At 51.8% G+C, this 23286-nt stretch carries 19 protein-coding genes; 9 read left to right on the forward strand and 10 right to left on the reverse strand.

Going from position 1 to position 23286, the window contains the following annotated elements; genetic code table 11:
* The first annotated feature begins 5 nt into the window (after positions 1-5).
* From ACJJIL_RS01035 to ACJJIL_RS01055, 5 genes are all read left to right on the forward strand, one after another.
* Positions 6-533 carry a MotA/TolQ/ExbB proton channel family protein gene (locus ACJJIL_RS01035; protein WP_108734755.1) on the forward strand — a complete coding sequence of 176 codons (528 nt, stop codon included), beginning with the start codon at positions 6-8 and terminating at the stop codon, positions 531-533.
* Positions 534-645: 112 nt separating this feature from the next.
* Positions 646-1047, forward strand: coding sequence for an ExbD/TolR family protein (locus ACJJIL_RS01040; protein ID WP_445360980.1), 402 nt, complete (start codon positions 646-648; stop codon positions 1045-1047).
* 5 nt (positions 1048-1052) lie between these two features.
* Positions 1053-1670 (forward strand): energy transducer TonB, encoded by a 618-nt coding sequence (locus tag ACJJIL_RS01045; protein ID WP_445360981.1) that lies wholly within the window; start codon positions 1053-1055, stop codon positions 1668-1670.
* 12 nt (positions 1671-1682) lie between these two features.
* On the forward strand, positions 1683-3035 hold the full coding sequence (locus ACJJIL_RS01050; RefSeq protein WP_445360982.1) for a tetratricopeptide repeat protein: 1353 nt from the start codon (positions 1683-1685) through the stop codon (positions 3033-3035).
* Positions 3036-3261: 226 nt separating this feature from the next.
* Positions 3262-3906, forward strand: a complete 645-nt coding sequence (locus ACJJIL_RS01055; protein ID WP_445360983.1) for a TonB family protein — start codon at positions 3262-3264, stop codon at positions 3904-3906.
* Between the two features lie 42 nt (positions 3907-3948).
* Here the strand turns inward: ACJJIL_RS01055 and ilvD are convergent, their stop codons facing one another.
* The 6 genes from ilvD to ACJJIL_RS01085 all read right to left on the reverse strand — a co-directional run bounded on the left by ilvD (position 3949) and on the right by ACJJIL_RS01085 (position 11456).
* Positions 3949-5781: a dihydroxy-acid dehydratase gene (gene ilvD / locus ACJJIL_RS01060; protein ID WP_445360984.1), complete on the reverse strand. Its 1833-nt coding sequence runs from the start codon at positions 5779-5781 to the stop codon at positions 3949-3951.
* A 127-nt stretch (positions 5782-5908) separates the two neighbouring features.
* Entirely contained in the window at positions 5909-7231 is a 1323-nt protein-coding gene (gene argA / locus ACJJIL_RS01065; protein WP_445360985.1) for an amino-acid N-acetyltransferase, read from the reverse strand.
* A gap of 59 nt (positions 7232-7290) precedes the next feature.
* The gene (gene argE / locus ACJJIL_RS01070) at positions 7291-8454 is read right to left on the reverse strand and encodes an acetylornithine deacetylase (RefSeq protein ID WP_445360986.1); all 1164 of its coding nucleotides are present in this window, start codon (positions 8452-8454) and stop codon (positions 7291-7293) included.
* On the reverse strand, positions 8432-9310 hold the full coding sequence (locus ACJJIL_RS01075; protein WP_445360987.1) for a carboxylate/amino acid/amine transporter: 879 nt from the start codon (positions 9308-9310) through the stop codon (positions 8432-8434). The genes argE and ACJJIL_RS01075 overlap by 23 nt, the downstream gene beginning before the upstream one ends.
* A gap of 183 nt (positions 9311-9493) precedes the next feature.
* A complete protein-coding gene (locus ACJJIL_RS01080) occupies positions 9494-10768 on the reverse strand; it encodes an inorganic phosphate transporter (protein ID WP_282930993.1) in 1275 nt (424 codons plus the stop codon).
* Positions 10769-10778: 10 nt separating this feature from the next.
* The gene (locus ACJJIL_RS01085; protein WP_413663563.1) at positions 10779-11456 is read right to left on the reverse strand and encodes a TIGR00153 family protein; all 678 of its coding nucleotides are present in this window, start codon (positions 11454-11456) and stop codon (positions 10779-10781) included.
* A gap of 146 nt (positions 11457-11602) precedes the next feature.
* Here ACJJIL_RS01085 and tfpB point away from each other — a divergent pair, with 146 nt between their 5' ends.
* The 3 genes from tfpB to ACJJIL_RS01100 all read left to right on the forward strand — a co-directional run bounded on the left by tfpB (position 11603) and on the right by ACJJIL_RS01100 (position 17403).
* Complete coding sequence (gene tfpB / locus ACJJIL_RS01090) at positions 11603-13378, forward strand: type IV pilus assembly ATPase TfpB (protein WP_445360988.1); 1776 nt, start codon at positions 11603-11605, stop codon at positions 13376-13378.
* A 168-nt stretch (positions 13379-13546) separates the two neighbouring features.
* Positions 13547-16390, forward strand: coding sequence for a bifunctional [glutamate--ammonia ligase]-adenylyl-L-tyrosine phosphorylase/[glutamate--ammonia-ligase] adenylyltransferase (glnE, locus tag ACJJIL_RS01095; RefSeq protein WP_445360989.1), 2844 nt, complete (start codon positions 13547-13549; stop codon positions 16388-16390).
* A gap of 59 nt (positions 16391-16449) precedes the next feature.
* Positions 16450-17403 (forward strand): branched-chain amino acid transaminase, encoded by a 954-nt coding sequence (locus tag ACJJIL_RS01100; RefSeq protein WP_444895899.1) that lies wholly within the window; start codon positions 16450-16452, stop codon positions 17401-17403.
* 52 nt (positions 17404-17455) lie between these two features.
* Here the strand turns inward: ACJJIL_RS01100 and ACJJIL_RS01105 are convergent, their stop codons facing one another.
* Both ACJJIL_RS01105 and ACJJIL_RS01110 read right to left on the reverse strand, forming a co-directional pair.
* A complete protein-coding gene (locus ACJJIL_RS01105; protein WP_445360990.1) occupies positions 17456-18799 on the reverse strand; it encodes a UDP-glucose dehydrogenase family protein in 1344 nt (447 codons plus the stop codon).
* On the reverse strand, positions 18799-19755 hold the full coding sequence (locus tag ACJJIL_RS01110) for an O-antigen ligase family protein (RefSeq protein ID WP_445360991.1): 957 nt from the start codon (positions 19753-19755) through the stop codon (positions 18799-18801). The genes ACJJIL_RS01105 and ACJJIL_RS01110 overlap by 1 nt, the downstream gene beginning before the upstream one ends.
* A 694-nt stretch (positions 19756-20449) precedes the next feature.
* On the opposite strand from ACJJIL_RS01110, the gene ACJJIL_RS01115 reads away from it, so the two are divergent.
* Positions 20450-21337, forward strand: coding sequence for an ELM1/GtrOC1 family putative glycosyltransferase (locus tag ACJJIL_RS01115; protein ID WP_445360992.1), 888 nt, complete (start codon positions 20450-20452; stop codon positions 21335-21337).
* On the opposite strand, the gene ACJJIL_RS01120 is transcribed toward ACJJIL_RS01115, so the two are convergent.
* Together ACJJIL_RS01120 and ACJJIL_RS01125 are read right to left on the reverse strand one after the other, a co-directional pair.
* Positions 21334-21999 (reverse strand): YrbL family protein, encoded by a 666-nt coding sequence (locus tag ACJJIL_RS01120; RefSeq protein ID WP_445360993.1) that lies wholly within the window; start codon positions 21997-21999, stop codon positions 21334-21336. The genes ACJJIL_RS01115 and ACJJIL_RS01120 overlap by 4 nt on opposite strands.
* Positions 21992-23122 (reverse strand): glycosyltransferase family 4 protein, encoded by a 1131-nt coding sequence (locus ACJJIL_RS01125; protein ID WP_445360994.1) that lies wholly within the window; start codon positions 23120-23122, stop codon positions 21992-21994. The genes ACJJIL_RS01120 and ACJJIL_RS01125 overlap by 8 nt, the downstream gene beginning before the upstream one ends.
* Positions 23123-23286 lie beyond the last annotated feature (164 nt).

Raw genomic sequence — 23286 nt, forward strand, 5'->3', positions numbered from 1 at the left:
GCAACATGCACGCATTAATCGACGCATGGGCCGCCGTCAACGCCTTTATGGCGTCGGGCGGGCCAGTACTGTTCCTGATCGCCGGCCTGACCTTCTTTATGTGGACGCTGATTTTTGAACGTGTTTTCTACTTTAACAAAGGGTTGAAAAGTGACGTTCAAGGTGCGGTAGATCAATGGGAGGGGCGCGGTGAGCGCAAATCCTGGGCTTCGCACCAGATCCGTTATGCAATGATTTCCCGGGTATCCGAGAAAATTCAGGACAATATGGACATGATCCAAGCTTGTGTCGCCTTGGCCCCTCTGTTTGGGCTGTTGGGTACGGTTTGGGGCATGATCAACGTGTTCGATGTTCTCGCGATTACAGGTGGTGGTGACGCCAAGCAGATGGCCAGTGGTGTATCCATGGCAACTATCCCGACAATGGCGGGCATGGTTGCAGCGCTGTCAGGCGTATTTGCCAACACTTACCTTGCCCGTAAAGCTGAGCGTGAAACCCAGCTGCTGGAAGATCATCTGACGATGGATCACTAAGCATACACCAGTTAATAAGCCTGCTTATTTACTGTGAAGGTTTAGCCAAGCCAGATACTTTCGCCGGGGGCTACCTGAGCCCCCGCTGGAAAAGTTCGCTAAGAGAGTTGCTATGAGCAAAAGACAAAAAACGGCAGAAGAGGAAGCCGGCGCAATTGACCTCACGCCCATGCTGGACGTGGTGTTTATCATGCTGATCTTCTTTATCGTCACCGCGACCTTTATCAAGGAGCCGGGTGCTGATATCGAGAAGCCGGAATCGACGACCGCTGAACTCAAGGCCGCCTCTATCCTGGTAGCGATCAACGACAGTGACGAGGTTTGGATTGCTAAAGAGAAGGTTGATGAGCGCCAGGTACGAATTGTCCTGGAGCGTCTCTACTCGGAAAACCCGAAAGGGTGGTTGGTAATTCAGCCCGATAAGGGAGCAAGCATTGAGAAGATTGCCCTGATTGCGGAAGCAGCCAGGAAGATTGGTATCAAGAAAGTTTCCGTCGCTACAGAGAAGAGTTAACAGCTATGAATCCGGTAAGACTTCTTGGGGCAGGTACGTTGGCGGTAGCCACTACTTTTGGCCTCATCTTCACCATGCATCAGCTGATTGCGGCAAATATGAAAGCTCCTGAGGATACGGAAACTTTCAAAGTTGCTGATGTGGTGATGCCTGATACGAAGATTGAAACACAGTACGACACCGCCAAGCCGGTAAAACCTGATGAGCCGGAAACTCCGCCACCGGAGATGCCTGAGCCCGATTTTGAAGAGCCGAATATTGATGGCAACATCAACATTTCCGCTCCAAAAGCGGGAGGCGGCGTTAAGCTGTCAGGTTTCAGCTTTGGTGAAGGTGACTACCTACCAATCGTAAAAGTACAGCCACAGTACCCCCGTCGCGCTCTGCAGCGCGGTATGGAAGGCTACGTAATCGTTGAATACACAGTTACCACAAATGGTTCTGTACGCGATCCGATTGTGATTGAGGCCTTCACCTTGGACGGCAAACCCACAACCGTTTTCAATCGGTCTGCACTGAAGTCCGCATTGAAGTACAAGTACAAGCCGCGGGTAGTCGATGGCAAGCCGACCGAAGTTCCTAATGTTAGGACTAAGATCAGCTTTAACATGGCTAAGGACTAAGGGGGAAGCACTATGAAGTTGACGACCATCACTAAAGGTTTGTCCAAGTTCGCTCTGCGCACGTCAGTGGCGCTACCCTTGGTTCTGGCACCGACGGTCAGCGTTACCGTGCTGGATGCGGTAGGTGTGTCAGCACCTTTCGCATCTGCACAGGCGCAGGAACAAAAAAAGCCGAGCAAGCAAAAAACTCGTAAAGTTCCTGCGATGCGCGAAGTTGCGTATAAGAAGCTGGAGAAAGCCCAAGAAGCTGCTGATGCGGAGGATTGGCCAGCTGCTCTTGTAGCCCTGAAAGAAATGGATGCGGCTAAGAAGCGCTTTAATGGCTATGAAATTGCCCAGATGTACAACTTCTTCGGTGTTGTTTACTACAGCACTGAGCGTTACAAAGAGGCGATTCCCTACTTTAAAAAGGTACTGGACCAGGGTGAAAAAAACCTGCCTGTAGCTTTAGAGGTAGGCACTTTGTTTACGTTGGCTCAGCTGTATTTCGTCACTGAGGATTACAAGCAGGCGATTAACTACTTAAACCAGTGGTTTAAAGTTTCCGATCGTATCACTGCTGACTCCTACGCCTTGCGTGCCACAGCTTATAACCAGCTTGGTAAGCAGGATAAGGCTCTTGCGGATATCAATATAGCGGTATCCATGTACGAGAAAGAGGGCAAAGTACCAAAAGAAAATTGGTACGGTATACAGCAGTTCATTTATTTTGAGCGCACCGATTACAAGAAAGTAGCTGGTGTTCTCGAAAATCTGGTTAAGTACTATCCGAAGCCCGTTTATTACACCACCCTGGCGGCGATGTATGGCGAGTTAAAGCGCGAGAGGGACCAGCTGCATATGATGGAAGCAGCTTACCTTGCCGGAGCTTTGGAAAAGGATAGAGACCTGTTGAATATGGGATATCTCTTTATGGGGCATGAAATGCCTTATAAAGGGGCTAAGGTAATTGCCAAGGGTATTCAAGAGAAGAAGATCCCGCGTACGGCTAAAAACCTGGAAACCCTGGCTCAGGCCTACCAGATGGCACAGGAGCTGCAGAAAGCTATTCCTCAGCTGGAAGCGGCAGCACAGCTTTCCGATAAAGGTGAAATATACTCTCGTTTGGCCGGCATCTACCTGGATCTGGACCAGAACGAGAAAGCCCTTTCCATGGGTAAAAAAGCCCTGGCAAAAGGTGGTATTAAGCGTGTTGACCAGCTGCATATCGTAATGGGTATGGCAAATGCCAACCTGAAGCGTTATGACTCAGCGTTGAAGAGTCTCAAGCTTGCACTGAAGGATGAGCGTTCAGCAAAGTTTGCTGATCAGTGGATCAACTTTGTTGAAGGTGAAAAGAAGCGTGAAGAGCAGTTAGCCATCTAAAGCTAATGAGCTTTCCAGGCTTCTCAAAAAGCCGCACAGAGATGTGCGGCTTTTTTTATGCTCGCCTTTTGTTGTATGACGATACAAAATTTTGAGATAACCTGTATTAACAGACTATTTGCATTTTTTTGTAAATTGGCTAATGATTAATGGTAGCTGATCAGCTTTTCCATTTTCGGCATATGAATGCCGCTTATCGCACCCTAACAATAATAGGAGAGGTGTTATGGACAGAGCTTGCCAGTCGATTTCCAACCCCTTACTTTTCCCCTCACATTTACTCGCGGGTTACACAAAGAGCCTTGGCTTTGCCGCTGCAATCACAGTTGGATTGATCTTTTTGATGAGTCAACTTGTGGCTACTGATATCGAGGAGCCCAAAGTCAGCTTGTTGCCTGCGATAAAACCGGTACATATGCCGAAAAAAGAGATTGTTACCCAAACTTATGAGGAGCCTACACCGCCACAAGCTGTGCTGGAGCAGCCATCAATGCGGGTTGAGGAAACTGAGGTAACACCGGTTACGATGAATGTAGTGATTGGAACGCCCACTCCTGTCACTTCTACCGGGGTGCAAATATCGCGCGACCCTTTACCAGTTTATAAAGCTAAACCGCGATACCCCAATTCGGCACTGCGCAGGGGGATAGAGGGGTATGCCGTTGTAGAATTCACGGTAACCAAAACTGGGGCGGTACGTGATGCTCGTGTGGTTGGGGGCTATGACTCTAATGGTAATCCCACGAGCGTATTTGATCGCTCCGCTGTAGCCGCGGCAGAAAGATTTAAGTATCGACCCCAAATGGAGAATGGCCAGCCAGTGGAGCGCTACGGGGTACGCAATCGAATCAGTTACAAAATAGCGGAATAAAAAAACGGCCCTTTGGGGCCGTTTTGTTTAGAACAGTTTTAATCAGTCAATTTCCCTCACCGCCCCGCGGTCTGCACTGGTGGCAAGCATGGCATAGGCTTTCAGTGCCTTGCTGACTTTACGAGGGCGCTTTTCGATGGGCTTCCATCCATTGGGGTTTTCTTCCATTTCTTGGCGCCGCTTATCGAGTTCACTTTCCTCAATAGCGATTTCAATTTTCCTCGCTGGAATATTAATACGTATTAGATCGCCATTGCGAACCAGAGCGATGTTACCTCCAGACGCCGCCTCCGGTGAAACATGTCCAATAGAGAGGCCTGAAGTTCCTCCTGAGAAGCGGCCATCGGTAATCAATGCGCAGTGCTCACCGAGTCCTTTGGACTTTAAATAACTGGTGGGGTAAAGCATCTCTTGCATTCCAGGTCCACCTTTAGGACCCTCATAGCGAACGATAACAGCCTCCCCTTTACTGACCTTCCCTTCGAGGATATTGGAAACCGCCTCTTCCTGGCTTTCTACTACATGGGCGGGGCCTTCGAACTTCCACAGCGACTCATCGACGCCGGAAGTCTTCACTACACAGCCATTGGGGGCCAGGTTACCAAAGAGAACGGCGAGCCCTCCCTCAGAGGAGTAGGCGTGCTCCGCAGAACGGATACAGCCGCGCTGGCGATCGGCATCTAAAGTGGACCAGCGGCAATCCTGGCTGAAAGCTGTTTGCGTGGGAACACCTGCGGGTCCCGCGCGATAGAATTCCAGTACAGATTGGTCGTCCGTGCGGCAAATATCCCAGCGCGCCAGGGCATCGGCGAGCGAACCACCGTAGGCGGTTGGCAGCGAGGAGTCGATAAGACCTGCGGCCTCCAACTCCCCGAGGATGGCCATTACACCACCGGCGCGGTGTACATCTTCTATATGGTATTTCTCGGTATTGGGGGCAACCTTGCACAGCTGTGGAACCTCACGGGAGAGGCTGTCGATATCTTCCAGGGTAAAGTCAATCTCACCCTCTTGAGCGGTTGCCAGCAGGTGCAGGATGGTATTTGTGGAGCCTCCCATGGCGATATCGAGTGCCATGGCATTGCGGAAGGCTGTACGGTTGGCGATGTTGCGCGGCAGGGCAGTTTCGTCATCCTGCTCATAGTAGCGTTTGGTCAGGGTTACGATCTCGCGGCCAGCGCGGAGGAATAGCTCCTTGCGGTCGGCGTGAGTCGCTAGCATGGTGCCGTTACCAGGGAGTGATAGCCCCAGGGCCTCGGTCAGGCAGTTCATGGAGTTCGCTGTAAACATACCTGAGCAGGATCCACAGGTCGGGCAGGCAGAGCGCTCATACTCAGCAACTTCCTCGTCGGAGGCCGTATCTGTAGCGGCGATCACCATAGCATCTACTAAGTCGAGCTTGTGGTCAGCCAGTTTGGTTTTGCCGGCCTCCATCGGGCCACCGGAGACAAAGATAACTGGAATGTTCAGGCGCATGGCTGCCATCATCATTCCCGGTGTGATCTTGTCACAGTTGGAGATACAAACCAGGGCGTCGGCACAGTGGGCATTGACCATGTACTCCACTGAGTCAGCGATAATTTCGCGGCTGGGCAGGCTATAGAGCATGCCGTCGTGACCCATTGCGATACCGTCATCCACAGCGATCGTATTGAACTCCTTGGCCACGCCGCCGGCGCGTTCAATCTCCCTTGCAACAAGCTGACCCATATCTTTTAGGTGTACGTGTCCAGGGACAAACTGGGTAAAAGAGTTTGCGATGGCAATGATTGGCTTATGGAAGTCCTCGTCCGTCATACCGGTGGCACGCCACAAGGCGCGGGCTCCGGCCATATTGCGACCGGCGGTAGAGGTGCGGGAGCGGTATTGGGGCATAGTCACAGATTCCAGCTGGCAACAATGAATGCGCCAGCTTAGCAAAAAACGGACTTTCCTGGGATGTTTTTGCGCCCAAACTACCCATTAAAGGAGTATTAAGGATGGGTATTTCAAATTTCTATGACTAAGTGGACTGACTTTTCCCCAGGCGTTTACGCAGGATTCTCGAATTGCGCTGAATGTTGTACAGGGACTTTCGCGCGGTAGGCAGCTCACTGATACCGACTTGCTCAAAACCCTGCTCGATAAACCAGTGCTCTGTCTGGGTGGTGAGGACGTAGAGCTCATCAACCTGGACTGTTTGCGCCTGTCTCTCAAGGTGGCGCATCAGCTTGGCTCCACGCCCGCCACCGCGAAATTCCGGGTGGCTGGCAAGGCAGGCAACTTCGGCTGCTGTGGTAGTGCCCTTATCATCCTTAATGGGATACAGAGCTGCACAGGCAACTGGAGTGCCATCCACTTCCACAAGCGTGAAGTGTTCAATTTCCGCCTCGAGCTTCTCGCGGGAGCGCCGTACCAAAACGCCATCTTTCTCTAACGGGCGGATCAGTCCAAGAATGCCGCCCACATCGGTAATTCGCGCTCTGCGCACAACTTCGTAGCTGTCCCGGTAAATCATGGTACCGGCGCCTTCACGGCGGAATAGCTCCTGAATTAAGGCGCCGTTTTTACAAAAGCTAAGTAGGTGTGTACGGGCGATCCCTGCATTACAGGCTCGAATGGCGCAGCGCAGAGTTGCGCTTTGCACCTTGGGTGAAACCTGCTCTGCCTGCAAAATACTTAACTCGTGTACCGGATTTCCGCTCACTTGAAGTTGCTCAGGTTCGCGGAATAGCACTAGTTTCTCGGCGCGCAAAACTCTGGAAGCCTCAGCGGCCAGATCCAGGTAATTGATATTGAAAAGCTCCCCGGTCAGGGATGTGCCCAGGGGAGAAAGGAGCACCAGGGAACCCTGATCCAGGTTTTGCTCCAGAGTGCTGGTGTCCATGCGCCGTACGGTGCCGGTCCAGCCCAGGTCCACGCCATCGAGCACGCCACTGGGGCGGGCGGTAACAAAATTGCCCGAGACTACCTTGAGGGCTGAACGCGCCATCGGTGAGTCTGGCAGTCCCTGGGAAAAAGCAGCTTCAATATCGAAGCGCAGTTTGCCCACGACGGACTTAACAATTTCCAATGTCTCTCGATTGGTAATACGCTGGTTCTCGTGAAACCGATTTTCTATGCCGCGCTCATCCAGGGCTCGATTAATTTGTTCCCGCGCGCCGTGCACAACAACCAAGCGAACCCCAAGGCTGGCGAGCAGCGCCATATCGTGTACTAGATTGCGGAAATTGGCGTGCTCTAAAGCGTCGCCGGGGATACCAATTACTAAAGTGCGACCGCGCAGGTCGTTGATGTAAGGTGCCGCGTGGCGAAACCAGTTCAGGGAGGCGTTATCGTCGCTCACTAATTCTTACCGTGTGCAAGTCTTGTGGTGTTAAAGCCCCGGAGGCTGTCGCAGGCAGATTAAAGGCAAAAGCGGCCAATCAAGTCGCGCAGAATATTGACCATAGGGTTGATACGATCCAGGGCGAGAAATTCATCCGGCTGATGAGCTTGGTCAATATCGCCGGGGCCGAGCACGATAGTGTCAATATTCAAACTCTTCAAGTAGGGCGCTTCAGTACCAAAGGCAACACTTTCAGCGGGATGGCCACAAAGTTGTTCTGCAACGTTTACTAACTCTGAATGGGCATCCTGTTCAAAGGGCGCAGTGCCGGGGAATAAAGAGGCCACTTCCACCTGAATTTTATTGTCTTGTGGAATGGTAAGGATACGTTTGTTTAGTTCTTCCCGTAGGTCAGTAAGTTGCATTCCTGGCAACGGACGAATATCAAACTGGAGTTCTGTATGGCCGCAGATCCGATTGGGATTGTCACCCCCATGGATACATCCTAAGTTCATCGTGGGTACTGGAACGGCGAATCCGGGGTTGTTGTATTTTTGCTGCCACTCTTTTCGCAGTGTTAATAGTTCACCGATAACTTTATGCATGGCCTCAAGAGCGTTGGCTCCCAAGCTTGGATCCGATGAGTGGCCGGATTGCCCGGTAATACGCACTGCTTCCATCATAACCCCCTTGTGCATACGTATCGGGCGAAGCCCAGTGGGCTCACCAATTACCGCGTAGCGCGCTTGGGGTTTGCCAGCCTGCACCAGGGCGCGGGCACCACTCATACTTGTTTCTTCATCGGCTGTTGCCAAAACAATCAATGGTTTTTGTAAAGGCTTGTCGAGAAAAGTCTGCACAGCCTCGATAACTAGAGGGAAAAAACCCTTCATATCACTGGTGCCGAGACCGTATAAGCGGTTGTCGCGCTCTAAAACCTTAAAGGGGTCCGATTGCCAGCGCCCCGCGTCAAAGGGGACTGTATCAGTATGTCCGGATAGAACGAGCCCGCCTTTATCACCACTTTTACCGCCGAGAGTAGCAATCATATTGGCTTTGTTGGGAGAGCCCTTTAAAGGCATTATCTCTACATTGAAACCAAGTCCTTCCAACCATCCACCCAGTAGCTCAACCACTGGGCGGTTACCCATATCCAGGGAAGGATCGGTTGCACTGACACTGGGGCAGGCAATCAGTTGATGTAATTGGGTCTTCAGGTCAGGTACTGCGATACTCGCCATGGTGACTTTCCCTACTCTTGTTGCGCCATTCATTCAAGATAACAGCGACTCCGATCAGTCCTCCCCCAAGGGCGAGACGGGTTAGATCGGCATCCCGATTCCAGATTAACAGATTTACCAACAAGCCAACGGGAATCAGTGCATTATTCATTGCGGCCAGGGTACCAGTAGAGACCTGCGTAGCACCCTTGTTCCACAAAAAGTATCCCACACCTGATGCCACCAATCCCAACCAGAGTAGAACACCCCATTGCTGTGAGCCCTGTGGGTACTGTGGTTCTCCAAATAGGAGCCAGGCAATAATAGTGATCAAGCTGGCGCCGATAAAAAACCACGCGAAGGTTTGTCTCGGGAGGGGGCCTTGCTCTCTGGACATCAGGCGCTTGTATGCCACCTGCCCCACGGCAAAACATAGGTTGGCACCCTGGACAACTGCAAACCCAATCCAAAAGTCGTTACTGGGAGAGCCCCAGCGAATAGTGGCGGCTCCCAATACGGCTACGGCTGCGATAGTGAGGTTCCAGACAGAAAAGTGCCTGTTAAGGAAGTCCTCAAGGGCGGTGATATACAGGGGAGTGAAAATAGTAAATAGAAGTACTTCGGGGACACTGAGCAGTAAGAATGACTGGTAGTAAAACAAGTACATCAGCCCCAGTTGTACAGCACCGATCACAATTAAACGTATCGCGGTACGGGGAGGGCAACCCTTCCATTTCAGCATCGGTAGAAATAGCGCTGTGGCAAGGAGCACCCGTGTCATTGCGGAAAAATAGCTATCCACCTGTCCGGCCAGGTAGGCGCCTATCAAACTGAAGGAAAAGGCCCACAGAAGAGTGACAAACAACAGTAATGGCATCAGGGTGAAGTCGCAGGCATAGATTGGTCGGCGGGCTCGGCCCAGTTTTATTTCCCTAAATATTAATGCCAGAGGAGCGAAATAGATATCGACATGGAGCCTTACTAAAGTGGTGGATATGAGAGGCGTAAAAAAGGGGGCTTTAGCCCCCTTTGCTGATCTGCTCTGTGTGCTGCTTCGGTTTTAGCCGAACAAGCCTTTGAAGAAGTAGAAGAACAGGATCGCAATACCTGCACCCGCTGGGAGGGTGACCACCCAAGATGCGGCGATAGTGGTGATCATACGCAGGTTCAGGGCGCCAATACCCCGCGCCAGGCCAACACCCAATACCGCGCCCACCAGAGTGTGAGTCGTGGAGATTGGCAGGCCGGTACCAGAAGCCAGTACGACGGTGGAGGCCGCACCCAGCTCGGCAGCGAAGCCACGGCTCGGGGTCAGCTCGGTGATTTTCTTACCGATAGTGGCCATTACCTTAAAGCCGTATGTTGCCAGGCCCACCACGATACCGATACCGCCGAGCAGCAATATCCAGGAAGGCATAGTGGATTTAACGGTGATAGCGCCGCTCTGGATAGTGTTAACTACGGCAGCCAGGGGGCCAACGGCGTTAGCGACATCGTTGGAGCCGTGAGCGAAGGCCATGGCACAGGCGGTGAAGACCATCAGGATCGCAAATACGCGCTCGACGTTGGCGAAACGGTTTTCAGCTTCAGCTGCCGGGTCGCGCTGGACGCGCTTGAGCATGGTGACTCCGATACCGGCGACAGCAAGGCCCACCAGGGCGGCGATACCGGCATCCTGGATAAAGCTGAGCTGGATATTGGCATCTTTAAGAACGTGCTTGAGGCCCTTGGTAAGGGTCACCATGGCAATCATCCAGCCCACTGCAAACATGTAGAAGGGGATGTAGCGCTTGGCATTGTTGAAGGGGTCTTCCGTGTCTAGGATCAGGCGCTGGACACTGCGAAATAACAGGAAAGACAGGGTGCCCGCGAGAACCGGGGAGACCACCCAGCTAGCCACGATGCTGCCCACTTTACCCCAGGCCACTGCATCTGGGGATATACCTACCGCAGAGAAGCCGACAATTGCGCCGACAATAGAGTGGGTGGTGGATACCGGCCAGCCGAGAATACTGGCTACCAGCAGCCAGGTGCCCGCCGCCAGCAGTGCCGAAAGCATACCGTATACCAACAGCTGCGGTTGGGCGGCGAAGACTTCAGAATCGATAATGCCTTTGCGGATGGTTGCGGTAACCTCTCCGCCTGCCAAATAGGCGCCGGCAAATTCAAAGATCATGGCGATAACAATCGCCTGCTTGATAGTCAGTGCACGGGAACCTACGGAGGTACCCATGGCGTTGGCTACGTCGTTGGCACCGACGCCCCAGGCCATAAAGAAGCCTGCCACACAGGCCAAAATCAATAATATATGGCCGTATTGACTAATAATTTCCACGCCAAACCCCCTAACGTGCTAACAACAACTGCAATCGGTTGCCCACGCTGTGGGCGCGATCGGCGAGTTCACCGATCCATTCAATAACCCGGTAGAGGAACATAACGTCCACCGGAGGTAAGTCTTTCTCAATAGCAAACAGCGACGCGCGAATTTCGACTTCAAGCTTGTCTGACTTGCGCTCCAGTTCATCCAGCTCTTCGGTCATGCGTTTGGCGATATCCACCTCGCGCCCTGCAAAGCCACTTTCCAGCAACTCGTCCAGTTCGTTGATCGCGCGCAGTGCCTGTGCAGAGGTGGCGACGGCGCTCTCCACAAAGGTGGTCATCAAGGATTGGAGAGGTGCGGGAATCTGCATCTTCCTGCCCACAGCCAGACCAGCGATATCCTGGGCAGTGTTGGCTACCTCATCCTGGGCATGCAGCAATTCCAGCAAGTCAGTCCTGGACACTGGCATAAACAGGCTGTCCGGCAGATGCAGGCGCAGGTCTCTCTTGATATCGTCAGCGCGGTTCTCCGAGGCGGAGATGCGCAGTTGGATCTGTTCTGCCTCTTTGAGGTCACCTTTGATCAGTGCTTCAAAGAAGGGGATCAGGTCAGCCGATGCCTCGTGGGCCGTAGCCATATGCTTCTCGATTGGCTTAATCGGAGAGCGGCCAAATAAGTTGGCAATATTCGACAGGGCCATGGTTAGCTCCATTGCTCAGAATGCGAAAACGGCGGCATGGTACCCCAATCGGGGCAACTTCGTAACAGTGCGTTAACAGCGCACTTTCACAGCTTGATGATAGGGCTACAATGCAACGTCGCCATATGAGAATAAAGGGGTTGCCAATGGCAGAAAGCAGAGTTGCAGACCGCATACTGGAACTGCGCGGATTACTAGAGGATTTGGTGGGGCAGGGCTTTGTTAGCCGAGAGGATGCCAACCGCATCGTAGGTACTCCGCGGACTGCAGAACAGGCCCAGATGCACCCGCTTAGCTATATAGCCAGTTGTGACCTGGCCAACCGCAAGCAACCTGGGAGCTTGCTGAGTAGGGAAGTCCTCAGTGCCTGGTTGGCTGAGAGCTCCTCTCACGCCTTGTATCATATAGACCCGCTTAAGGTTAATGTAAGCGCTGTCACCGAGGTGATGAGCTTTCAGTTTGCCAAGCGACACCAAATTCTCTGTGTTGAGGCGAGCGCTGAAGAGCTGGTGGTGGCAACAGCTCAACCTTTTACCCATGGCTGGGAAGAGCAGCTGGAACATACCACCGGCCGCAAGGTCTGCCGTGTGGTAGCTGATCCGGCCGATATCAAGCGACATTGCGTCGAATTTTACTCCCTTTCCAATTCAATCTCTGGCGCAAGCGGCCTTCAGGGAACCTCAGCAGCAAATAATTTTGAACAGTTGCTGGAGTTGGGCACCTTAAAGGACCCTGAAGCCAACGATCAACACATCGTCAATATCGTCGATTGGTTGTTGCAGCACGCCTTTGACCAGCGAGCCAGTGATATCCATATTGAACCGCGCCGGGAAGTGGGGCGAATACGCTTTCGTATTGATGGTGTTTTGCATCCAATTCATGAGTTACCAGATCAAGTGAATGCTGCGGTTACCAGTCGCCTGAAGATTCTAGGGCGCATGAATGTAGCAGAGAAGCGCAAACCCCAGGATGGCCGTATCAAGACAAAAAGGCCTGATGGCAGTGAGGTGGAGTTGCGCCTCTCTACTTTGCCCACCGCGTTTGGGGAGAAGTTGGTAATGCGTATCTTCGACCCGGAAGTTCTCGCGCGATCTTATTCAGACCTGGGGCTGGGTGGCGATGACTTGGCTCGTTGGCAGACGATGCTGTCACGGCCCAATGGAATCGTACTGGTCACCGGCCCTACCGGCTCGGGAAAAACTACCACTTTGTATACAGGCCTCAAGCAGCTGGCGACTAGTGCGGTGAATGTCTCTACCGTTGAAGACCCTATCGAAATGGTGGAAGAGAGCTTTAACCAAACCCAGGTTCACCATGCCATTGGCTTTGATTTTGCTGCGGGTATCAGAACCCTGATGCGCCAGGATCCAGATATTATCATGGTGGGCGAGATTCGAGATCTGGAAACCGCTCAGATGGCGGTTCAAGCGGCACTGACAGGCCACCTGGTTATCTCAACTCTGCACACCAATGATGCTCCAACAGCAGTCACCCGCTTATTGGATCTGGGCTTGCCCCACTATTTGTTGAAATCCACCATCCTCGGGGTGATGGCCCAGCGCTTGGTGCGCACACTATGTCCCAGTTGCAAGCAGGAGGACAAAATTGAAGAGGCCGATTGGCAGTCTCTGGTAAAACCCTGGAGAGCGCCGCTGCCAGAGAAAGTCTACCGGCCGGAAGGTTGCTTGGAGTGTCGTAATACGGGCTATCGTGGGCGTCAGGGAATTTATGAAATCCTGCCATTTAGCGAGTCGGTACAAGCTATTGTCACCTCCGATTGTGATTTACAGCAACTGCGGCGCCAGGCGATGCGCGAAGGTATGAATAGTCTGAGGCTTTCCGGTGCGAAAAAAGTAGCGGCGGGTTTGACCACTGTGGCAGAGGTATTGAGGGTGGCCCCACCGCCGGATATCGCTTTCTAGCTTGAGAGGCTTCTCTGATAAAACTGTTTGAAGATGTCGAGGCCAATGAAGTGACCCGAGGGGTGGGCTTGCTCGGCCACTCTTCATTGTCCAATACCACCGCTAGCTATCGGAATGCCGATAGCTAGGCAGAATTGCTCGCTGATATTCGCCCAAGGATTGACCCTCATGTTTGACAACATTCAGTGCCCAAAACCCATCCGCGCTCAACTTCAGTCAATGTGGCATGACTGGTGTGAACTGGCGGAGGCCGCGCTTGTTGTTGAGGTGGAGAGCTTGCTGGCAGAGCCATTGCTTGCGCAAGGAGTGGCTCGGAGCTTAATTGGTTCAGAATTTTTTTATCAACAGTGCTGTCGCCGCCCAGAGCTTTTACGGGATTTGTTACTTAAACAAGATCTTGGGCTCTCCCTGCCGACCATAGAAAGTGATGAGGAATTGGATCTTCAATTGCGCTTATTGCGCAACCGGGTAACGACTGAGGTCATATTTCGCGATTTTGCCGGGCAGTGGGATATTCCTCAGGCATGTCTGCGCCTTAGTGAATTGGCAGAGCTATCCATTCGCACGGCGATGCAATGGCACCATGAAAAGTTAGTGGGTCGCTATGGGGAGCCTCGTAGTAGAGCTGGCGATAGTCAGTCGATGGTGGTGTTGGGGATGGGCAAATTGGGAGCCCGGGAACTCAATCTCTCATCGGATATTGACCTGATTTTTGCCTACCCTGAGCCCGGTTATACCGATGGTGAAAAGAGTGTAGAAAATCAGCAGTTTTTCCAAAAACTCGGCCAGCGCTTGATTAAATCGTTGGATGGAATCAATGCGGATGGTTTTGTTTTTCGTGTAGATATGCGTTTGCGTCCCTACGGTGACAGTGGTCCCCTGGTAAGCCATTTCGCCGCTCTGGAGGACTATTACCAGACTCAAGGGCGTGAGTGGGAGCGCTACGCCATGGTCAAAGCTCGCCCTGTTGCCGGCAGGGAGGAGTTTGCTGAAGAGCTAATGGAGTTGTTGCGCCCATTTACTTATCGCCGCTATATCGATTTCAGTGCTATTGATGCTTTGCGTGAAATGAAAGCCCTGATACAGCGGCAAGTGCGCGCTCGCGGTTTAACGGACAATATCAAACTTGGGCGGGGCGGCATACGCGAGTTGGAATTTATTGCCCAGGCATTCCAGTTAATTCGCGGAGGGCGCGAACCCGCGCTGCGCGAGCGCAGCTTGCTCAAGCTACTGCCCCTTTTGGAAAGTGATGGCCATGTTGAACCGGGAGTGGCCAGTGAACTGACCAGTTGTTATTTGCTGCTGCGGAGAGTTGAACACGCACTTCAAGCTTACCGGGATCAGCAGACACAGGCGCTCCCAGCTGAGGAGGGTGAAAGGGAAAAATTGGCATTTGCCCTGGGCCGCGATAATTGGAAGCAATTGGAGAGTGAGCTGGTCGATGTTCGTTCCTTGGTTGAGCGGGAGTTCGATACTGTAATCGCTCCACCAGAGGAAATGGCTGCCCCCAGTGTGGCTGAGGAGTGGCAGGGACTCTGGGCAAGTTGCGCCGATAAAACTGCCAGTGAAGAGAATTTGCAGATTTTGGAAAGTGCAGGGTTTCTTCCTCCACCGCAGGCACTCGAGCACTTAATGGAGCTGTGCCAGTCAACAATGGTTGCGGCACTACCTGCTTCTTCCCGTGCGCGCCTGGATCAATTTATGCCTACGCTACTGGCCGCAGCAGGGTTACAGGCTGATCCCTTGTTAGTGCTAACCCGTGTTTTACCTTTAGTGCGCTCAGTACTGCGTCGCAGTGCCTATCTCGTCCTGATTAATGAAAACCCCCCCGTGCTCAACCAGCTGGTGCGCCTCTGTAGTGCCAGTCCGTGGATTGCTGAGCAACTGGCGCGCCATCCAATTCTGCTGGATGAGCTGCTGGATTCGCGTAGGTTGTTGGCACCCTCTACGGCTGCAGATATTGCCAATGAGTTGCGTCTCGAATTGTTGCGGATTGACCCCGATGATCTGGAATTGCAAATGGAGGCGCTGCGATATTTTAAACAGAGTCAAAGCCTGCGCATTGCGGCACAAGAAGTAAATGGTGCCCTGCCTTTGATGAAAGTCAGTGATTCCCTTACCTGGTTGGCAGAGGCGATACTGCAGCAATCATTGCAACTCGCCTGGGCACAGATGGTGGATAAATACGGCATGCCTGCGGGGGCCTCGGCAGAGGATATGCACTTTGCCATTATCGCCTATGGAAAGCTGGGGGGATTGGAGCTTGGCCACGGTTCTGACTTGGATATTGTTTTTGTGCACGATGCAGATGCGATGCAGGTTACCGACGGTAAAACCAGTATTGATAACCTGAGCTTTTTTACCCGACTAGCACAGCGACTTATCCACATATTGCAAACCCGTACACTCAGCGGGCCTCTTTATGAGGTAGACACAAGACTGCGCCCCTCGGGTAATTCAGGACTCTTGGTGACGTCATTGGCTGCCTTTGAAAAATACCAGAGGGAGAGTGCCTGGACTTGGGAACATCAGGCGCTGGTGAGAGCTCGACCTGTCGCCGGTAGTCTCCGCCTGAGTGAGTTGTTTCAACAGTTGCGTACGAAATTGCTTTGCCAGTCGCGAAAGAGCGATAAATTGCGTGATGAGGTGGTGGAAATGCGCAATAAAATGCGTGCGCACCTCGATAAGAGCAACGATAAAAAGTTTGATCTAAAGCACGGTGAGGGCGGTATTGTCGATATTGAATTTATGGTTCAATATGCTGCTCTGGCCTGGGCAAAAACTTCGCCCTCGATCGTGCGGTATACCGATAATATTCGCATTCTCGAAAGTCTAATTGACGCAGGCCTGATGCCGGCCCAACAAGCCGGACATCTGATCGACGCCTACAAAGCCTACCGATCTGAAGGTCATCGCCTGGCACTACAACAACTGCCAGGGATTGTGAGCGATGACCAATTCACAGCGGAAAGAAAGACCGTTCAAACAAACTGGCAGCAATTACTCGGTTAACACCGGGTTTCTACCTGCTGCCCGATTAAACTGTTTTTCAGGATTTGTAGGAGTTACCCATGTCTTTTGCCGACCGCGACGGCGTTATCTGGTTTGATGGTGAATTGGTTCCCTGGCGCGATGCCCGGGTGCATGTCCTCACTCATACCCTGCACTATGGAATGGGGGTGTTTGAAGGCGTACGGGCTTATGAAACCGGTAACGGCACCAGTATCTTTCGTTTGCAAGAGCACACCCGTCGGTTGTTTCGCTCTGCAAAAATAATGAATATCCCAATGCCCTATAGCACTGATGAGCTGAATGAAGCTCAGCGGCTTGTGGTGCGCGAAAATAACCTGCGCCAAGCGTATCTAAGGCCAATGGTATTTTACGGATCAGAGGGAATGGGGTTGCGCGCAGAAAATCTTTCAACCCATGTGATTGTCGCTTCCTGGGAGTGGCCCAGCTATATGAGCCCCGAGGCGCTGGAGCAGGGGATTAAGGTGAATACCTCCTCATACACCCGACACCATGTGAATATCAGCATGTGTAAGGCGAAAGCCAATGGTAACTATATAAACTCGATGCTGGCGTTACAGGAGGCGGTGCGCAATGGCTGCGAGGAGGCGTTATTACTGGACCCAGAGGGCTATGTTGCTGAGGGCAGTGGAGAAAATGTCTTTATTGTTCGCGATGGGACTATATATACCCCGGAGCTGACGTCGTGCCTAGATGGAATTACCCGCGATACAGTTATTGAGTTGGCACGGGAGTGCGGCTATAGGGTGCTAGAGAAGCGTATCACTCGGGATGAAGTCTATATCGCTGACGAAGCGTTTTTTACTGGCACAGCAGCGGAAGTATTGCCCATTAGTGAATTGGATGGGCGTTCTATCGGCAGTGGTCGTCGCGGCCCTATTACCGGGCGTTTGCAAAACCTTTATTTTGATGTGGTACATGGGCGTAGTGCCGCGCATCGGGGCTGGCTCAGTGATGTGGCGGGCCAGGCGGAAGTAAAGATGCGAATAGCATGATGGAAAATAAAAACCCGGCATCTGCCGGGTTTTTATTTTAAGTAAGGCTTACTTAGTAAGAGCTGGTGGTGTCCGGGCGCCCTACGCAGTAATAATCAAAGCCTGCCTCGCGCATTTCCTCTGGTTCGTACTGGTTGCGTCCGTCAAACACAACCGGGGCACTGAGAGCGCTGCTTACTTCATCGATATCAAGAGATTTGAATTGTTGCCATTCGGTCGCGACAATCAGGGCGTCGGCACCCCGTAAAGCCTCTGTCTTGGAGTCGCAAAGAGTTAGGTCTTCGCGATCGCCAAAAATCCGCTGGCACTCCTCCATGGCCTCAGGATCAAATGCCCGTACCTTCGCACCTTGCTCCCACAATCGAGCTAAGAGCACACGGCTTGGGGCTTCGCGCATATCATCTGTATTGGGTTTGAATGACAGGCCCCAGAGCGCAAAAGTTTTGCCCTGAATGTCTCCGTTAAAATGACGTTGTATTTTTTCGGCGAGATAGTGTTTCTGGCGCTCGTTGCGGGATTCCACGGCGGCGAGAATATCTGCAGCAATGCCCAGCTGTTGAGCCGAGGAAATCAGGGCTTTCACATCTTTCGGGAAACAGGAGCCACCGTAGCCGATACCTGCGTAGATAAACTGGTAGCCAACTCGTGGGTCTGAGCCGATTCCGGCCCGAACTGCTTCAATATCAGCGCCCACTTTATCGGCAATATTTGCCATTTCATTCATAAAGCTGATCTTGGTTGCCAGCATGCAGTTGGCGGCATACTTGGTCAGCTCCGCACTTTTTACGTCCATCACCAAGATTTTTTCGTGATTTCGGTTGAATGGTGCGTACAGGTGGCGAAGCTTCTGCTCTGATTCTTCTTCGGAGGTGCCGATAATAATTCGATCCGGGCGCATACAGTCATTGAGCGCCGAGCCCTCCTTGAGGAATTCAGGGTTGGAAATAATATCAAATGGCAGATCAGATCGGTCCCGCTTGGAGAGTTCTTCCTCAACGGCAGCCCGAACCTTATCGGCAGTCCCCACGGGTACTGTGGACTTATTGATAATGTATTTCTTGCACTCCATGTGTTTGGCGATGGTTCTGGCGACAGTCAACACATGGCGAAGATCCGCCGAGCCGTCCTCATCCGGGGGCGTACCTACGGCAATAAAAATCAATTCACCGTGTTCTACGCCGTAGGCGGCATCGGTTGAAAAGGATAGATTGCCGTTGGTGATACTGCTTTTCACCATAGGTTCGAGTCCGGGCTCATAGATAGGGATAACACCCTGCTTGAGACGATCGATCTTGTCCGAGTCTATATCGATACAAACTACTTTATTGCCAGCTTCAGCTAAAACTGCTGCTTGCACCAGACCCACATAGCCGGTGCCAAAAACGGTTACATTCATCAGTGTGACTCTATCTCTCGACGGTTACTGTTTTGAGGATTGCTTTTTGGGAAAGTTTTACATTGCCCTGGGATCTGGTTTTCAAGATTACTTCGCGCCAGCAGAATAGCTAGGGGAATCCAGTAAAAGAACCAAATATAATTGGGTTTTGCCAAAGGTTGTTGGGCGTATGTCAGCATTGCCAATACACCGAATAGGAACCAGGTGAAGTACAAACCGGGGATCCAGCTCAGAAGCCTCTCTTTGGATCTCACTGTCCACAGGGCTGAGAGTCCTTGCCAGGCACAAGCGGCCACCCCCAATATCCCACTGAAGCGTGCGATATCCAGGAGGAAATTATGTGGATGGGGCACCATTCTGTTTAGCTCGATAAACTTCTTGTGCACTAGGCCTTGACCAAACAGTGGGGATTGCAGGAACTCTTCAAATGTCTTTTGCCAGAGTGTCATGCGAACGGAATAGGCACTACCCCGGTGTAGAAGAGGCAGATCACCATACAGCGTAAAGTAGGCCAGGGGCAGCACACAAACTATGGCAACAACAACGAGTATCTTTAGCAGTCGTGAAAGATTGCCGAATACAACCAAAAAGATTGAGAAGCCCGCCATAACAATCGGTACTTTGGTTTGTGACAAAACTATATAGATACAGGAGGTGAGTAAACCTGCTCCTGATAGCCAGCGCCAAATACGGGGTTTTTGGTAGAGACCGTAGCAGCAAAAAAGGGCGTGGAAGCCGAACAGCATTCCTGTTTTATCAATATTGCCCTCTAGAGATATACCTCCAATCCGACGCAGATCTTGTAGGCTCCCCTCTAGGGCATAAGCAACTAATGAAGCAATGCCAGATAGCAGCCCAATCACAATAAGTGCGAGTAACAGCTGATGGAGGATAGTGTCGCCATACTGTTCCAGTAGGAAGTAGGTCGCACAGTAAAATAGAGACAGGTATAACACCAATTTCCAATAGTAATCAGGTTGCCTGTAAACGTCAGCGGTGTCAGGTGAGGCCCACAGGGTTGATAGCGCTAGTATGATTGGGAGGCTGCAAAAGGTTATAAATTGCCAAGAGAGCAGGAAGTGATAACTCTTTCTCCATGCCAGCAGTAAAAAGGCTGTGGGCAATAAAGTTAGGTAAAAACTGGTTTGTATCCCTGAAACCTTGGGAAAAATATAGAAGCCACATACCAGCAGAAATAGCCCCAGAAAGGCCCATTTAAGCAGACCTGAAATCCACAATGAGCTTTGCTGACGGTAAACGGGTTGAGAAAGCTTATTTAAAGTACTTCCAAGTTCAGGCATAGGTGCAACTGTCGGCCAAATAGAAAAGGTTGTATTAGGTGCGCGGAAATAGACTGTATGGTTGGATACTATATAAAAGTCTGTTGTCCATGAACGCTCGGAATTTGGTTTTTGGTGATAATTGCGGGGCTTTACACAAAGTAAAAGTGGATATCTGTTTTGTTGAGCGCTTCAGCTGGCCTCCTGAGGGCACGGATTTACAAGGCCACTTACCGGGTACCCCGCTAAGGTTTGAAGGGCAGTATACTGGATGTTTCGGGGCTCCCAAAGCCTTGTCACAGTGGCCTCTCTGATGGGGGCTAGGTACACTGCCTTATATTCCGATGTTTCAGCAGTTTAGGGCCCTATCTTGCAACTTACTATTTGGCGCTTTTTAGATGGCAACCGGGCCCATGAAAAACAGAGCGCAGCTCTGATTGAAGGGATGCGCAGGAGCTATATCGGGGAGGTGCAGGTTTTTGATATATCGCCAGAATATACAGCCAGCCGTATTCTCCTAAAAGCTGGAGGGGAGCTGGAAGTGTTGCCAGCCCCCGACTTTCTGGTTGGCACAGGTCGCCGCAGCCGGCTTCCCATGTTATCTGCCCGTTGCCGGTTTGGTGGTCGCGCAGTGGCAATTAATCGCCCTTTGTTGCCCTACAGCTGGTTTGATTTTGCGGTCGTCCCCGAACACGACCGTCCGCCCCCTCTGCCTAATGTGATTGTGAGTCAGGGCGCACTGACTGAACCCCTTGAGAGTGATGTACTGCAGCCTGGAAGGGGGCTTATTTTATTGGGTGGACCCAGTAAGCATTACAGTTGGGATACCCTCTCAATCCGGGAGCAGGTCGAGAAATTATTGGCCCAACCCTTGAGTTGGTGTATCTCTGACAGTCGGAGAACACCGGCGGGTACCATGGAGCAGCTGGAGAAAAGCGGTGTTGAGTTGGTTGACTGGCGCTCTTGTCCGACGGGCTGGCTTCAAAAGCAGTTGTCGGAAGCGGAGACAATCTGGGTTACAGAGGACAGTATCTCCATGCTATTCGAGTCGTTACAAAGTCGAGCCCAAGTCGGTGTGATTCGGGTTCCGAGTCGCAGCAAATCCAATAAAGTGCGTTCAGCGGTATTACGACTTTTGGATCAAGGTTTGGTTAGCGAAAAGCTTGAGGTGAAGGCAGGAGGCCAGCGTGCCCCCCTGGATCAATACCTATTGTGTGCTCAAGCATTGTTGCGTCGATCAGGGTTGCCAAGTCATTAGCGCTTTAGCCCCTCAGCTTCAAACTTTCGCCAGGGGGTTTCCTTATCGGAGATTTCCCACTCGACTCTCAGCCACATACGCTCGATACGGCGACGGATATAGCGTCTCGCAAAGTAGCTGGAGACTTTTGGGAGAGGCAGGAAAGAAGCGCAACCCAGCCCATCAATCAGGTAGGTTTGCAGTTTGCCTTGCTCTTTTCGCAGGACCAGGTTGTGGGCAATCAGGTTCTTGGTGAGAACCTCATACTCAAGCAGCCACTCAGAAAAACGCTGTAAAGATGTACGTACCTCGACATTGAGGCCGTATTTGTTCAGGTATTGGCGCAGGGTGGGCGCTGGATTCCCATCACTGTCCAGAATCATATCGGTGACAGCTGCGGGGCCTAGGTTGGTCTCCTGAATTCCATACCAGCGTGGTAAATGCTGCCAGAGTTCCTCTCGATCACTGGCAATAGCTCGCTGGCTATAGCCCTCCAGTTCACGAAGGTTATCATCGAAATAGGACTCCCCTCGCCAGGTTTTGTACCAGGGAGCTCGTCCCAACAGTTCCGCTGTTCGACCGGGACGCATCACCTTGACACAGATTTCAGGCCGCTCCGGGTGTCGGTAGCAAAAGCGATTGCCTCCACTGGCAAACGGCTCGCTTTGGCTCAAATTAATCACTCGGGTTCGCTCCGGTACGCTCTGTGAGTAGGCTTTTGTAGATTTCAATGGTGTGTTCGGCCTGTCTTCCCAAAGTGAAATCGGTAGATAGGTGAGGCTTCTGTTCAGGGCTGTCGAGCAGCTCTTGAGTACGCACGAATAAAGCTTTTGAATCATTGATATCAACTAGCCCTTGAGGGAAGCAGGCATTAAGTGACTCTGCCGGGCCCCCAATGTTATAACCGATAATAGGTGTGCCAATCGCAGCGGACTCTATAACGGTTCTGCCAAATGGCTCGGGTCGACGTGATAGGTTATACACCAAACTGGACGCACTATACCAGTGGCGTATATCACTACGATGACCAACCAGGGTAAGGTGGTTCTCAAGCTTCATTGAGCGAATTTTTTGCCCCAATTCATCGGCGTAGTGCTGTTTGTTCTTCTCTGCTCCACCGAGAATGATGCCGTGGACGTCAGAACGGTATTGGACTAGCTGATGGATTAGATCAATAAAGTCTTCTTGTCCCTTCCAGCGAGTCAGTCTGCCGGGTAAGAGGAGCCAGCGCTTGCCGGCAAGCTGGGGGAAATCCTGGTGTACTTTTTGGTACCAGGACTCCGATGGCCGGACATCGGGATTGAACTCATCGGTATCTACACCCCGGTAAACGATCTGTGGGGGACGCTTTAGATCGTTTGCATAGTTCTCTAGTAAGTAGCTATTCACACACTCTGATATTGCGATTACCTGTTCAGTTTTCGCCATAATCGCACTGTACCGGTTTATCGAATAAAGGCCATGAGCCGTGCTTACAAGGCGGGGGCGCTTAGTTGGATCAAGATTTCGCCAGGCAAGATAGGCTAGCCAAGCCGGAACCCTGGAACGTACATGGATGATGTCGGGCTTCTCGCGAGCGATAACATCTCGAAGTGGTCTGACCTGGAACAGGCTGAAGAGAGACTTTTTGTGGATTGGAAGTTCAATATGGGCAGAGCCTTCAGCTTTCAGTTGCTCGACCATGCTCCCCCCACTGGAAACGACGATTGACTGATGACCACCTGCTACGAGGTAGCGGGCAAGATCAACGGTCCCCCTCTCAACCCCCCCAGAGTTCAGGGCGGGTAAAAGCTGCATAATTTTCATGGGGAGATATACCAGGACTTATGAAATTTGTTTTTTGAATTAATTTGACTAATGGGTTGCGTTTTAGCAGGGAGTGTCGGGCACGAGCATATAAAATGGAGCATAGATGCCCTGATAAAGCATTTGGCAAAAGTGGTATTATAGACAGGTCATTCTTAAGGGTA

This window comes from Microbulbifer maximicatervae (SeqCode), assembly GCF_052468095.1.